This window comes from Spiroplasma sp. hyd1 (assembly GCF_016082235.1).
Classification (GTDB): domain Bacteria; phylum Bacillota_I; class Bacilli_A; order Mycoplasmatales; family Mycoplasmataceae; genus Spiroplasma; species Spiroplasma poulsonii.
The window spans coordinates 1-14,566 of the sequence record NZ_JXYY01000033.1; the positions used below are offsets into that span (position 1 = coordinate 1).

The window sequence follows — 14,566 nt, forward strand, 5'->3', positions numbered from 1 at the left end:
TCTTGTTTTTAAATAAATTAAATAATACCCGTTTATTTGCAACACTCCCCCATTATATGATCAAATGATATGAGATTTTACAAAAGATTCTAAACCATTAGATGATATTTTCAAAACTACTGTTAAAACTTATATTACAAGTCAAAAGAAATTTCAAGATATTAATATTACTTACAATGATACTGCGTTAATTGAAAAAGAACAAAATGGAGTATTAACATTAGAAAATAAAGGTTATGATGGTTTAACAGAAAGAACAAAACCAGTTAATGTCTTATTACAAAAATGAATTGGGGATAAAATGAATAATGGTGTTGGTTGAGATGACATTGACAGCGTCCAACCTAATGATTTTGTTGATTTTTACAAAAAAAATGTTGGTCCCATTTTTAATGTTGATGAGACTCTTGGTCTAAATCTAGGGGCATTTAAAATTAGTCTAAATTATTTTAACATCTATGGATTAGGATTATCTGGTAATATCACAAATAAAGATAACGAAGATGCCACAATTACTGTGAATTTATCACAAGGAGCAATTAATAAAAAATTAGCAAGTTGAGGAAAAATTATTATTCAATTTATTAAATATGCCCGCGGTGGTACTTTTTCTGGGAAAATAGTTGAATTAAGAGTTCCTAATAAAATATTTAAAAAAGTATTAGAACAAAACCGCAAAGATGGTCTTAAAAGTGTTATTGCTTTCTTAGTAAAGGATTTTAAAGTTTCTGAAGAAGCCAATGATTTGGAAGACCTTGATTTATTTAACATTAAATTACATTCAGCATTAGGGAACCCTAAAGGAGAACAAAATTGAAATAATGATCTAACTTGGACTGCTGAAGTTTGGACAAAATGAGCAGTGATGTTTACGTTTGGCGAAAGTTTTGATAATGGTTTATACTATTCATTTGCATCAAAATAAGTTGTTGGCGATTATAGAGATGATGTTGATCTCTATATATCACCAAGAAATTAAAAAACAAAATAAGAACTAAATAATGAAAAAAAGTTTAAGAACAATTAAAGATTGTAACTTAAACTTTTTTTCATTTGGGTTCCAATTTTTTATAATAAATCTTTGAAATATTATTTTAATTAAAGCCCATTCCACTTAAACCACCCATACCAGGAATGTTTGGCATACGACCAGATTTAATTTGACGGGCAATTTCATCTACTTGTTTTTTTGTTTTTTCAAATTGATTAATTAACTCATTATATTCTTTTTCTGTTCGTCCTGAACCTTTTAAAATACGGTTTTTTCGTGATAAGTGTTTCAACAACCGTGGTTCACGACGTTCTTTAACTGTCATTGAAGATAACAAGACTTCTGTTGCTTTTAATTTACGTTCTGCATCAGCAATTTTTTCATCACTCATTTTTGGCATCCCGGGTAGTAATTTCATAATTCCCCCCATTTTCCCCATTTTTGAGATTTGTCGCATTTGATTTAGCAAGTCTTGTAAATCAAACTGTCCCATCATCATTCGATTCATTGTTTTTTTAATATCACGTTCATCTAAAACATCTTTTGCTTTTTCAACTAAGGTTTGAACATCTCCCATCCCCAAAATTCGATCTGCCATTCGGTCAGGATAGAAAATTTGTAAATTACTCATTCCTTCTCCAGTTCCGATAAAGGTAATTGGTAATTTGGTTAGGTGCGTAATTGATAATGCCGCTCCCCCACGAGCATCACCATCTAACTTAGTAACAACAACGCCAGTTAATTTTAACAACTGATTAAATTCTGTTGTAACATTAATAATATCTTGTCCCGTCATCCCATCAACGACAAGTAAGATTTCATCAGGGGTAATATTATTTTTAATTTCTTTTAATTCTTGCATTAATTCTGCATCAATATGTAAACGTCCCGCCGTATCAATTAAAATAACATCATTTTTATTTTCTTTCGCATATTTAATTGCTTCTTGGGCTGTTTTAACAGGGTTTTGTGTTCCCCGTTCAAATACTTCAATATTTAAATTTTTTCCAATTGTTTTTAACTGATCAATTGCAGCGGGACGATAAATATCACAAGCTACCAACAATGGTTTTTTTTGATATTTCTTTTCCACAAACTTAGCAATTTTACCAGTTGTTGTTGTCTTCCCACTCCCTTGTAATCCGACCATCATCACAATTGTTGGTTTTGAAGCAAAAGATAATTCCTTTGCTGTTTTCCCAAAAATATTAACTAATTCTTCATGAACGATTTTAACCATCATTTGTGATGAATTCAAACCATCTAAAATGTATTCGCCACGGGCTTTTGCTTCTACTGCTTTAATAAAATCTTTTACCACTTCATTATTAACATCCGCTTCTAATAATGCTAACCTAATTTCACGCATTGTTTCACTAATAGCATCACTAGTTAGGGTTGATTTTTTCATATTTTTTTCAATTGATTTTTTTAATCGGTTTGCTAAAAAATCTCCAATCATTACTAATTCTCCTTTATTTTTTATAACAAAATCTTTCCTCTTAATTATAATACGAAAACTTCCATAAAAAAAGAATAAAAAATTATTCTTTTAAATAACAGTCTCTGTGATTCGTAATTCTCTAATTACCGTAATAACAATATCTCCTGGGATTGCCTTTGCTTTTTTAATTTTTTCTTTAATATCAATTGCAATTTTATGGGTACGGTCATCATCGCTAATAACTGGATTAACAATAACACGGATTTGACGACCTGCTTGTAAAGCATAAACTGACTGAACGCCAACTACTGTTTGACAGATTTTTTCTAATTCAGACATTCGGGCAATATAATTTTCAAGATTATTATTACGACTCCCTGGGCGTGCTGCTGATAATGTATCAGCTGCAGAAATTAAAACTGAATATGGATTATTAGCAGGAACCTCACCATGGTGTGAAGCAATTGCATTAATAACAATTGAATTTTCACCACATTTTGTTGCTAATTTAACTCCTAAGGTAACATGGCTTCCTTCGTTGTCAAAATCAACTGCTTTTCCAATATCATGTAATAAACCAGCTCGCATTGCAATCGTTGCATCTAAACCTAATTCACTAGTCATTGTTGCTGCTAATTTAGCAACTTCGATTGAATGTAATAAAACATTTTGGCCATAACTAGTTCGATATTTTAAGATTCCTAAATGACGAATCAATTCAATGTCCATATTATCTAATTCTAATTCCGCAACAACTTCTTTTCCTGTTTCTAAAATTGTCATTTCAATTTCATCTTGTTCTAATTTGATTGTTTCTTCAATCCGATTTGGCTGAATCCGCCCATCAATTAATAATTTTTCTAATGTTTTTTTGGCAATTTCACGACGAATAGGATTAAAAGATGAAATTTGAACAACATTTGGAGTATCATCAATGATTAGATCAACTCCAGCAGCAACTTCAAAAGTTCGAATATTACGACCATCTTTCCCAATAATTCGGCCTTTCATATTATCATCTTCTAAATAAACAGAAGTGGTTGTTTTCTCTACCACAATATTAACAGCATACCGTTCAATTGCACTAGTAACAATACTAATCGCTGTTTCTTTAGCATTAATTTTTGCTGTATTCTCAGCATTTTTTAAAAATTCACCAATTTCTTTTTGGTAATGGTCACTTATTTCTTTAAAAAGTACATCTTTCGCTTCTTCAAGAGAATAACCTGCAACTTTTTCAAGTTGTTGAAGATTATGTTCAACTAGTTCTTGGTAATAATTAATCTTTCCCTGTAATTCTTCTTTTTTACGAAACGTTTCTTGTTCTTTACTATGTAATACTTCTTCACGTTCAATAATTAAACGCTCTCTATTTGTTAAGAACTTTTCTGTTTCTAAAAATTCTTCTCGTTTACGAGCTAATTCATTATTCATTTCTTGTCGAATTTGTGCTGCTTCAACTTTTCCATCAGCTTTTGCAACATTAATAATTTTTTTTGCCTTTTCTTCAGCTTGTTTTATTTTTAACTTCGTTTTTTTAATTAATTTAAATCTTAGATATTTTTCACATAAAAACCCAAGAAAGTAAAAACCAATTGCAACAGCAATAATGGTTATTACTCATATAGATATTTCCATAATTATGTCTCCTCTACTTAAAGTATTATATATTATACTCTTTTTTAAGGAAAAAATGTAAATAGCACCTATTTTACAAGATAATTATGATTTGATGAAACATCAAACTTTTTATTTTGATAAGTGATTATAATTAATTTTTCGTTAAGTTTAAACTTTAAGTCGTATTGTGCTGGTAATGTTCCATAAAGATTTAATTCCAATGAAACAGTATCTAATTGTTCAAAATGATAATTATCTTCTTTAATAGTTGGAATAATATTGTTTCTTTTTACAAAAATTAGCATTTCATCAACCGGACAAACCAATAAATAAGATTGCTTTCCAAGATATTTTTTTTCTTTTTGCCCGAACAAAAACCATTCTCCAGCTGGCAAGTAAACTTCTCGCTTTGTTGTTTGTGGTGTTAAAACAGGTGCCACTAATAAATTACTTCCTAAATAAAACTGATCATAAATTAATTGTGCAATTGAATCATCTTCATTTTCCAACACCATTGCTCGCAAAATTGGAACCCCTGTTGCTGCTGCCTCTAATTCACACATTTTAAAATATGGTAATAGTTTTCGTTTTAATTTTGCATATTTTATTGCGTTATCTAACACCCTTGCTGAAAAGTTTTATGGTTCACGCGGGCCAATTCCATGAAAACGTGATAAAGGACATAACATTCTCACTTGTGTTCAACGCATATAAAGGTATTCATCAAATGGTTCTTCACTAGACTTCTTGCGATACCCTTTTTTATTAAAATATTATTATAAAATATAATTTATGAGGACATAAAAATATGAACAATAATAAATTTAATACTCTTAATGATAGAGAATGGTTAAGATTAACAGGAATAAAAAAATCCACTTTTAATAAAATGTTAGATATTTTAAAAGTTGCTGAAATAGAAAAATTTAAAAAAGGTGGTAAAACTAATAAATTATCATTAGAAAATAGATTATTGATGACTTTATTATATTGACGAGAATATCAGACTTATTTTCATCTTGGTAAAAGTTTTGATATTAGTGAGGCTAATTGTTATCGTAATATTAAGTGAATTGAAGATATTTTAATTAAAAACTCTGATTTTCAACAACTTGCTGGTAAAAAAGCACTAATAAATGATTATTTTAATGATAAAACTATTATTATTGATGCTACCGAAACTCCAATCCAACGCCCAAAAAAAGACAAAAACAATCTTATTCTGGTAAAAAGAAAAAACACACGATCAAAACACAAGTAATTATCGAACAAGAAACCAAAAAAATTATTGCAACAAGTTTTTCGCTCGGAAAAAAACATGATTATGCTTTATTTAAAGAATCAAAAATCCCAATTTTAAAAAATACCAAATTAATAGTTGATAGTGGTTATCAAGGAATACAAAAAAATCACAATAATGTTCTAATACCTACAAAGAAAACAAAGAAAAACCCTTTAAACAAAGAACAAAAGCAATATAATAGACTAGTTTCAAAAATGAGAATTATTATTGAAAATATTTTTGCTATTCTTAAAAAATTTAAAATTATTACAGAAAAATATCGTAATCGAAGAAAAAGATTTGGTTTAAGATTTAATTTAATTGCCTCAATTTATAATTTACAATTATTATATTTAACATAAAATATTTATTTAAAATTAAATAATTTAAATAATAAATTAATTTTTCGTTGTGGAAAAATATTAAATTTTTAAATAAAAAACATAATTAATTAAAATTATATTTTTCTATTAGTATCTTTTTTACAAATATTTGCAATTTTTTAACAAGTAATGCAAGAAGTCTACTATAAAAACCACCAATGTCAGTTCCTCATGCCATTTCCCCACTCATTCCTAACGATAACCCCGCATTTAAATGAATCTTTAATTCTGTAAAATTTGAATAACTATCACCAGATCATTTTTCTGAGAAGCGTTGTGTGCCAATATATCCTGGCCGGCAAAAAGATAATGTTTTGTTTGGCCCAAAATACTTAACACTAGCATCATATGCTGTTTTACAATATAAAAAATGATAATATTGGCGAAATTCTTCTCCCGTTAAACCGTTATTAAAATAAGCATTGGGTGGGATTGGGTGGGATACCATCCCCATAATCTAGTTTAACAAATCGTAATCCTAATTTAAATAATTTTTGCAATTCATCTTGATATCACTTAACAGCAGCTGGATTAGTAAAATCAACAATACTACAATTTGTTTGATAAGTTTCGGTTCCTGTTAGCGGATGGGCATATGAATTATCATTTGTTATTTTTACTAAATAATTATTTTTCAAAGCAATTTGTCAATTCACACTATTATCAGCTTATAAATAAGGGTTAATTCAAAAACAAACAGCAATGTTTTTTGTTTTTAATTGAGCAAATAATTCTTGAAAAGAACCAAAAGCATTTTCGTTATACTCAAAGTTACAACTTTTTGTATAGCGGTTTTCTAATCATTTTGGGTCCAAACAAATAACATCTAATGGGAAATTAACTTTGTTGCTTTTTTCAATTTCTGCTCACAATTCAGCTTTATTATGATAATACAAGCGATTACATCATATCCCATAACTCAAATCAAGGATTTCTGTTGGTTTACCAGTTAAGTCGGTATACTGACTAATCAGTTCCTTCATTGTTGACCCCGTAAAAAAATAAAGGTCTAAACAGGATTCAAAACTAAGGAAACTAATAGCATCAGTTACTGGCGAACCAATTTCAAAACTAGTTTGTTCACCAGTATTAACTAATACTCCTCATTTTTTTGTTGAATAAAATAACGGCAATCCGTTATATGCTAAATCATGATTTGCAACACAAGAATTATCACTATTTCAAATCGTTGTCTCAATTCCATTTTTAACTAAAAAACGAAATTTTTCCCCCAACCCATATATTTTTTCATCATTCATTAACCAAAACGACATAAATGGTTGTCATTCATTACTTTTACCAATTTTTCAACCTAATGGGGGCGTACGATAATTTTCAAACATTTCATATCCTTTACGAGTATTGGTTTTAAATTTAACAACAGCATTGCAATCAAGTAATGTTATTTGAAAGGGTTCCTTTTGAATTACCAACTTTTCATTCTTTAATAATTTTATTTCAAAATAATTAGGATGATTAATTAAATCAATTTTCTTAAGATTTAATGAGTTTAAATGCTCAGCAAATCGACTATTATTTATCTTTTTTTGATAATACTGTAAGTTAATGATTCCATTAGAATATAATGTTATTTTTAAAGTTGATTTTTGTAAATTACTTAATGTAACTTCAAGATATAAACTATCATCTTGCCATCAAAAATCACTAATTTTTCTAACAACAGCATAATCATAGTTAAGATCAAAAAATGGTTTCTTTTGGGGAAATGAATATGCTAATAAATTCTTATCTTTAATCATTAATATTTCTCCTCCCCTTCTGCAATTTGATCACTTAAGTATTCATCAATTTTTTCTTTATAAATGCTTACTTTTGGTCCATAAACAATTTGATAATACTTTCCTTGCTTAATAACCCCAATCGCACCTGTTTCTTCTTTAAATTTATCAACCACTTTTTTATCATCTTTAACAACAACTCGTAATCTAGTCATACAACAATCAACTTCTTCAATATTTTCTGCCGTTCCAAGTAAACTAACAATTTTATGAATTATTTTGTCATTACCCCCCGTTTCTTTTTGATTAGAGGTCAAGGAAAAAACAATATTAACTTCTTCACCAACACCAGGAATATTTGGTTTTAATCTTTTTGTTAACCCATAAAAGATTCCAAAGTAAATTGCGAGAAAAAGAGCACTAACTAAAATAAATCAACAACCATCTAATCATAAATTAGTTTTAATATTGTCTGTAATTAATGTTGTTGGTCCTAATACTAAAAAGTATTTCATAATAATTTCAATTGCTCCAAAAGCATGAATTCGCATCGGAACTAAATCAGCCATCCTAAAAGCCATTCCTGTCATTACCGCGTGTGCTAAATATAATAATGGTGCTGTATACATAAAAATAAATTCAATTGGTTCTGTCACACCGGTTAATAAGCAAGCTAATCCCCCAGAAATATAAATTGATTTATATTTAACGCGATTAGTTTTACTAATTGCATACATCATTCCAATTCCAGCACCAATTAATGACCCTGTTGAAGTAACCATTTGTTCAACTTTAAAACGCACTGGTTCAAAAGCGTTCATTACAATTTGATAAACATCATTAACCCCCGTTGAATTTGGAACAATATTATTTGCATATTCCGTTCAATTATTTTTAACTAAATTTAACGCTGTAATTCAGGTATATCACATTTGTTCTTGTCCTTCTGAAACTAAACTCTTTTTATCAACTAAATGCTCAGCAACAGTATAATCAAAAAAAGCTACCAGTTCTTCTTTTGTAAGCGGATAATTTTCAAATAAAGTATCTGAGAAAATATTAACACTAGTATAATCTAAAACCCCACCTAATGAAGTATAATTCATTGGAATGGTAATCATGTGATGTAATCCAAATGGTAATAGTAAACGTTCTAAAAAACCATAACCAAAGGGGATAATAAACGGAATTTTATTATTTAAAGCAATACTCTTTCCAATAACATTTATTCCCGTTTGAATTAATGGTCAAAATAAAGACAAAGTAATTGCGATTGGTAAAGAAATTACAATTACCATTAATGGTACAAAACGTGGGCCATTAAAAAAGATAATGCATTAGGTAACCGATTAAAAGCAAAAAATTTATTGTAAACCCCAGCTCCAATAAAACCAGTAATAATTCCTCCTAATGCGTCGAAGCGAAGCGAATAAACGCCTTCTTGATTACTAAAATAATCTTTTTGGTTGGTTCATTTTCCCCCTAAAATATAATTCATAAACTCAGTTCCATCAGTTCCTGTTCTCGTTACAAAAAATGTTGCTCCAACACTTAATAATGTTAAATAAGCAATTGCTCCAGCAAAACAACCCCCTGCTCTGTTTTTAGCTCATAATCCACCAATGGCAATGGCAAACAACAATCCAATATGACGAAATGGCATCCAACCAATTGTCTCAATAATTGTTCCAATATGGTTGGCTACTTTGGTAATACTCGTAATTTGGCCAAAACCTAATGGTCCAATAATCTTACCAACAACAATAAACAATCCGGCAACTGGCAAAATTGCAATCATTGTTAAAATTGCTTTAGCAAATTTATTAATTCCAATTTTAAATTGTGAATTCTTTCCCCCTTCAAATGGCGCTTTAATTTTGTTTTTTAATTTCATAAAATAGTTTTCTTTTTTCCTTAAATTTTCTGATTTTGCCATTTTTGATTTCTCCCTTCAATTTTAATTTTATTTGCCAAAATAAAAATAAGAACTTGTCGTAACAAGTTCTTATTAAAAATAATTTACTTTATAAAATTCAAATTTTTCAGGTTGATATGTTTCTTTACTACATTCAACAACTTCGTGATATTCAGAAAAAGTAATTGAATATTTTTTCGGGATATATGTTTTAAAATTTAACTGCAAAAACTTTTTGTCATAGATATTAGGTAATTCTAAGCCTAAATATTTCAGGTTATTAACTAGCGTAATATTACGAGAGTTAATATAAGATAATAAACTATCTTCACAATCTTTAAAATTAAGATTTTTTAAAATTGTTTTATTAACTCAAATAATAGAATATTTTTTAATCTGATCATTTTGATAACGAACTTTAATTAAACTCATAAAATCATTATCCGAACATTGATATGTATCAATAAAATATGAATCAAACGGAATATTAACAACATATAATTTATTAACTGCACTGTCATATTTTTTTGAAAACGATATTTCTGTGCTTCAAAAGGCTTGATTTAAAGTAAAATAACCTTTCCCCTGCAGACTATAAATCATATTTTCCCCAATTAACTTTTTAAATGCATCACGAACAATCGTTCGACTAACCTGATATTGTTTCATCAGCATTGCTTCTGATGGCAATTTTAAACCTGGCTTGCCCTTAATTATCATTGTTTTTAAATTGTCTTCTAATGCTTTACTTCTCATAATATTAATTTTAAATTGGAAATCAATAAAAAATACTTTTTCTTTTAAAATTAAAAATTTTTAAAAGAAAAAGTATTATTATGCATGTGGACTAAATGGATCAATAACTGCTAAAGTATCTGGTTCTTCTTTTGCTCCCATTTTATCATCAATATTATAATAGCTATTATCTGACATTTTAATTCAATCAATAATATCTTTTATTTCCGCTAATTCTTCATAAAAATCAATTATAAATCAATCATAAAATTTATAAGTTACTAAATCACCAACTTCTTGCGCATGATGTGCTAATTTATTGGTTAAATCAGCAAAATATGCCCGTTTTGTTTGATAGGTTTCCATTAGTTCAGTAATATTTTTAACATTATGATATTCTTCAGTAATATTTTTTACTTCATAATGACCATCACGATCTAATACAAAGTTCATAATTCGACGTTGATGTAAAATTTCGTCTTGGGCTTGAACTTGAAAATAATGACTAAAACCAGGAAAACCTAATTTTTCAGCGGCTGAACTTAAATTATAACAAAAAAATTGCATTTTAAGATGTTCATTAATATATTGTTGTAAGTCTTTTTCCATCTCTTTTGTTAACATAACTCTCCCCCTCTTTCTACTTCCATTGTACACTTTTTATTGTCAGTTTAATTTAAAACAAACTTTTTTATTAAAATAATAAAATTGGTTTTCTTTAAATTTGAATTTTGATACTTCAATTTTTTTAGCATCTGGGCTAATTTTTAATTCATCAAAATTAATTAATTCATTAAGATTAAGGTTAAAAATAGTTGTTTTCTTCTCATTAATATTTGGATAAAACTTATTCCAAATTACTTTAATTTGCGTTGCTGTTTCATTATGATGAGCAAGATCATTTAATAATGTTCCAAATTGTTGATTTGATAATGTTAAATATTGATTATTATTTGGTTTAGTTAATTTTAATGTTGCATGTTTTAAAACTTTGCTTAAATCAACTTTATATGTTTGATTAACAACTAAATCATCAATAAACTTATTGTTTTTGGTTGGTAACGCGACAATTTTAAAGCTATAATTAGTAATTTCATTATTAGTTAAAGTTTGATCATTGGCTTTAAAATATTTTAATTCAAAATATTTATCAAAAGTTTCATCTTGATAACCTAGGAATTCCATTACTTTTATTTTAATAATCGTTGGTAATTTATCAACATAGTTGTCTTCTCCAATAACGATATTATTAGTTAAATATTTATCAAATTTTCAAGTTTGTAAACTTTCAAAATCAACATATTCTTTTTCATAAATAAAACCATTTTTACGGAATTTTCTTGGAGCTCCTCATTGCGCATAAACTGCTAATACTAATCCCAATACTGCAATTAAAATTAAAACAGCATAATCTAATTTCCGATAATTTTTAATAAATAATGTTGAGACATCATCACGTTGTGTTTCAAGAACAAAACGAATTAAATTTCATAAAAAGAAATAAAAACCAGTTTGCACTCCACTACGTGTTATTGAATAACGACCAGGATTATTTAATTTTGTTAATTGGGCACTATCATTGTGTCACCATCTTTTAAAAGTATTACCTAGTTCTGATTTCGATTTAGTAATTGATACTTTTGGCATTTCATCTAATTGTTTTTGCGTTGGCACATAATTAAAATACGCTTTATTCCAAACTTCTTTTCATGTCATTTTATCTTTTTTAATATATTTCCGATTAAAGAAATGAATAAAATTATATTTTAAATCAAAAGGATATTCTTTTGAATCTTTTTTCCATGGTTTTTTACTAAATAATTGACCAGCAAACGGAATAAAGAAAGTAATGAATAATCACGCTAAAAAGTTGAAGAACGATTCATATAAGAAGATTGGTTGACGAAAGACAATTTGTCCGCCAACTGTTTCTGGTGATAAACCATCTCATTGTCATAAGTTATCACGAAATGCTGGTAATCAACAATGTAATGAATCATAAGAAGTAACACTCCCCAATAATTCGTGATTAAAGAAATTACCTCAACGCCCTAATACTTGTCCCAATAAAATATTTGGAATAATCGCATCAGTGTAAACTCAAAGAGAAACTTTTGCTTTTCGTCCAACAATCCCAAAGACAATTAAACCAGCAATAGTTCCAAACAGAACACCACCATGAATACTCATTCCTGCTTTTCAAAAGGCAAATAATGATCAAAATGGTACGGCTCCTGGTTCTGTTACTCATAGATTATGAATATCATTATTAACTTTTCCAAAAAAACTAGCACCAAATAATGAAAAAGGAATAATAACAAAAATTGACCAAATTAAAGGTTCAATTGGAATCTTCTTAATTTTTAACCGAATAAAACAGACTAAAACAGATAAAATCATTCCCGTTGTAATAAATACAGCATACATATGAACTCAACCACCATATGTTGCTAAAATATCATGCGGCGTATTCGTTGGGGTAATTCAATTCGGAGAAGGTGGACCACTTGTTAATAAGATGTTACTCATTTAATTTTTCACTCCTTTTATTAATAATTAATTACTAAATAATCAATGCATAATAATTATATACCAAGTTCTAATAAAAAAGTACACTTATTTTTACAACATATTTGTAATTCTCTTCTTTTTAAATTATAATTTACCCAAATTAATATAAACATTAGAAAGCGAAGTGAAATTAGAAATGAACAATACTGCGTTATCAGGAGCAGCAGTTAATAAAATTAAAACTCTTCATCAAGAACATCTTCAACAACACTATAAAAAAATTACTAGTTTTTGACGAAAATCAATTATAATTGACATTATTTTTTGTATCTTAATTACAATTTTAGCAACATCTTTGCTAGTAGGAATTATCCTTAAAATTGTCAATACTAATAATAATCAATTACAATTTTATCTTATCTATTTTACCTTACCACTATTGGTGGTAACAATTATTATTTATATTTTAATCAAAGCTGGCGCTGTTAGCATTAGTCTCTTTCTTAACCGCTTAGATTATAATGCATATTACCGAATTGCAATTGAAGATCTTTGAAAAGATGAAATTACCCTTGATGAAGTAAGCAACAACTTTAAAATTATCCCCGAACCAAATTTTACTAGTTTTAGTAAAGACCCAAAAAAAATAATCTTTTACAACAAAGTTTAATTCGAGTAAGTAGTTTAGAAGAAAAACTAGATAATAAAATTATTAACGGAACAACAAAAAATAACACCTTTTCATTAGGTGTTATTACTGTTCGAAAAACAATGGTTTTTTTAAAAACATTAATTTTTTGTCTTCTTATTGGTCTAATTATTTTGGCTAGTCTTTCTAATAGTAAAGGCAAAGATGCAAAAACATCAAATAGCATTGCTAATGGTATTAATATGACTTACTTACTATTATGAATTGAAATGAAGCGATCAGAAAACTACTTTTTCTTTACTGCAACATTACCAAAAAACTTTGAAATTGAAGCAAATATTGTTCCTCATCAAAACAAATTTAAAAAGTTTATTTTAAATAACAAAGAAATTCAACTAGAAGGAACAGAATTTTCGAACTTATTTGATACTAATACAACTGATCCAGTTGAATTACGAAAGATTTTAACACCAAAAGTAATGGCTAATTTAATTGATAATAGTAATAAATATCAAGAAGTTTTATCAATGTCTTTTGTTAATAATAAGTTTACTTTACTGCTTGATAAATATTATTATAGTAAAAAAGCACATCATCAAGATCAAATTTGAAAACCAATTATTGCAAGGAACAAAAATATTCAAGACTGTATTGATGATTTAATTGCTAAAATTGAATTAGATTTAAGTCATTTAAAAAAGGGATTAGATTATTTAACTGGGTTTGACATTAAATAATCAAAAATTATTACTTGATATGGTTTAATTTTTTTATCAAAAGTTTGATAATTGTTATAAACAATTTTAAAATTAGGTGCCTTATCATCAAGCATAATTTCTTGGTTTGACAAATTAATAATTACTAAAAATTTTTGATCCTGATAAGAACGATAAAAACTTAGTACAACAGGATTAAGCTCAAGAAAATCAATTTGGCCATAACTAAAGGCTAATTTTTTTTGCGGAACTGAATTAAAAATTGATATGCTTTAAAAATTGATTGGGGACTATGATAATCTTTTTCCCAGTTAACTTTTAAATAATTTGTATTTACATTAATTCATGGTTGATGAGAACTAAATCCACTAAACTGCTGATCATTTCATTGCATTGGTGTTCGAGCATTATCCCGTGAACGTGCACTAAGAACCTTTAAAATTGCAGATCTTTCATAACCCTTTTGTTGCAAAATTTGATAATAATTGATTGATTCAATATCTTTCAGTTGATTAATATTTTGATAATCATTATTTTCCATCCCAAATTCTTCCCCTTGATAAAGATATGGTGTTTCCCCT

At 27.8% G+C, this 14,566-nt stretch carries 15 protein-coding genes and 1 pseudogene; 4 read left to right on the forward strand and 12 right to left on the reverse strand.

The window, feature by feature from the left end; all coding sequences use genetic code 4:
• Positions 1-64 precede the first annotated feature (64 nt).
• Positions 65-925 (forward strand): hypothetical protein, encoded by an 861-nt coding sequence (locus TS70_RS04205; protein WP_198049510.1) that lies wholly within the window; start codon positions 65-67, stop codon positions 923-925.
• Positions 926-1,094: 169 nt separating this feature from the next.
• Here TS70_RS04205 and ffh read toward each other — a convergent pair whose 3' ends face one another.
• The 3 genes from ffh to TS70_RS04220 form a co-directional block, all read right to left on the reverse strand.
• Entirely contained in the window at positions 1,095-2,453 is a 1,359-nt protein-coding gene (ffh, locus tag TS70_RS04210; RefSeq protein ID WP_040094182.1) for a signal recognition particle protein, read from the reverse strand.
• Between the two features lie 90 nt (positions 2,454-2,543).
• Positions 2,544-4,073 carry a ribonuclease Y gene (gene rny, locus TS70_RS04215; protein WP_198049511.1) on the reverse strand — a complete coding sequence of 510 codons (1,530 nt, stop codon included), beginning with the start codon at positions 4,071-4,073 and terminating at the stop codon, positions 2,544-2,546.
• A 68-nt stretch (positions 4,074-4,141) separates the two neighbouring features.
• On the reverse strand, positions 4,142-4,618 hold the full coding sequence (locus TS70_RS04220; RefSeq protein WP_334199111.1) for a hypothetical protein: 477 nt from the start codon (positions 4,616-4,618) through the stop codon (positions 4,142-4,144).
• A 245-nt stretch (positions 4,619-4,863) separates the two neighbouring features.
• Between TS70_RS04220 and TS70_RS04225 the strand changes: the two genes are divergently transcribed.
• Positions 4,864-5,699, forward strand: a protein-coding gene (locus TS70_RS04225) for an IS5 family transposase (protein ID WP_105628856.1) whose coding sequence is annotated in 2 segments (ribosomal slippage) — positions 4,864-5,260 and positions 5,260-5,699 — 837 coding nt in all. Because the reading frame shifts where the segments join, the coding sequence is not laid out codon by codon here.
• Positions 5,700-5,784: 85 nt separating this feature from the next.
• On the opposite strand, the gene TS70_RS04230 is transcribed toward TS70_RS04225, so the two are convergent.
• The 8 genes and pseudogenes from TS70_RS04230 to TS70_RS08570 all read right to left on the reverse strand — a co-directional run bounded on the left by TS70_RS04230 (position 5,785) and on the right by TS70_RS08570 (position 12,638).
• Positions 5,785-6,174 (reverse strand): TIM-barrel domain-containing protein, encoded by a 390-nt coding sequence (locus TS70_RS04230; RefSeq protein ID WP_198049513.1) that lies wholly within the window; start codon positions 6,172-6,174, stop codon positions 5,785-5,787.
• Positions 6,131-6,376 (reverse strand): TIM-barrel domain-containing protein, encoded by a 246-nt coding sequence (locus TS70_RS04235; RefSeq protein WP_198049514.1) that lies wholly within the window; start codon positions 6,374-6,376, stop codon positions 6,131-6,133. Before TS70_RS04235 ends, TS70_RS04230 begins: the two co-directional genes overlap by 44 nt.
• 12 nt (positions 6,377-6,388) lie before the next feature.
• Positions 6,389-7,480 (reverse strand): TIM-barrel domain-containing protein, encoded by a 1,092-nt coding sequence (locus TS70_RS04240; RefSeq protein WP_052443546.1) that lies wholly within the window; start codon positions 7,478-7,480, stop codon positions 6,389-6,391.
• The gene (locus tag TS70_RS08560; RefSeq protein ID WP_443028835.1) at positions 7,480-8,580 is read right to left on the reverse strand and encodes a PTS transporter subunit EIIB; all 1,101 of its coding nucleotides are present in this window, start codon (positions 8,578-8,580) and stop codon (positions 7,480-7,482) included. The genes TS70_RS04240 and TS70_RS08560 overlap by 1 nt, the downstream gene beginning before the upstream one ends.
• A 15-nt stretch (positions 8,581-8,595) precedes the next feature.
• A pseudogene (locus TS70_RS07645) lies at positions 8,596-9,395 on the reverse strand (PTS transporter subunit EIIC); the annotation flags it as partial.
• Positions 9,396-9,467: 72 nt separating this feature from the next.
• Positions 9,468-10,130, reverse strand: a complete 663-nt coding sequence (locus TS70_RS08565) for a GntR family transcriptional regulator (protein ID WP_276574546.1) — start codon at positions 10,128-10,130, stop codon at positions 9,468-9,470.
• A gap of 78 nt (positions 10,131-10,208) precedes the next feature.
• Complete coding sequence (locus tag TS70_RS07655; RefSeq protein ID WP_040094097.1) at positions 10,209-10,733, reverse strand: ferritin; 525 nt, start codon at positions 10,731-10,733, stop codon at positions 10,209-10,211.
• Positions 10,734-10,769: 36 nt separating this feature from the next.
• Positions 10,770-12,638, reverse strand: a complete 1,869-nt coding sequence (locus TS70_RS08570; protein WP_198049515.1) for a prolipoprotein diacylglyceryl transferase — start codon at positions 12,636-12,638, stop codon at positions 10,770-10,772.
• A gap of 178 nt (positions 12,639-12,816) precedes the next feature.
• Here TS70_RS08570 and TS70_RS07665 point away from each other — a divergent pair, with 178 nt between their 5' ends.
• Positions 12,817-13,290, forward strand: a complete 474-nt coding sequence (locus TS70_RS07665; RefSeq protein WP_232332454.1) for a hypothetical protein — start codon at positions 12,817-12,819, stop codon at positions 13,288-13,290.
• 152 nt (positions 13,291-13,442) lie between these two features.
• Positions 13,443-14,006 (forward strand): DUF3137 domain-containing protein, encoded by a 564-nt coding sequence (locus TS70_RS08575; protein WP_308699449.1) that lies wholly within the window; start codon positions 13,443-13,445, stop codon positions 14,004-14,006.
• A gap of 211 nt (positions 14,007-14,217) precedes the next feature.
• Here TS70_RS08575 and TS70_RS07675 read toward each other — a convergent pair.
• On the reverse strand, positions 14,218-14,566 hold a 349-nt coding region (locus TS70_RS07675; protein WP_443028834.1), incomplete at its 5' end, for an alpha-amylase family glycosyl hydrolase.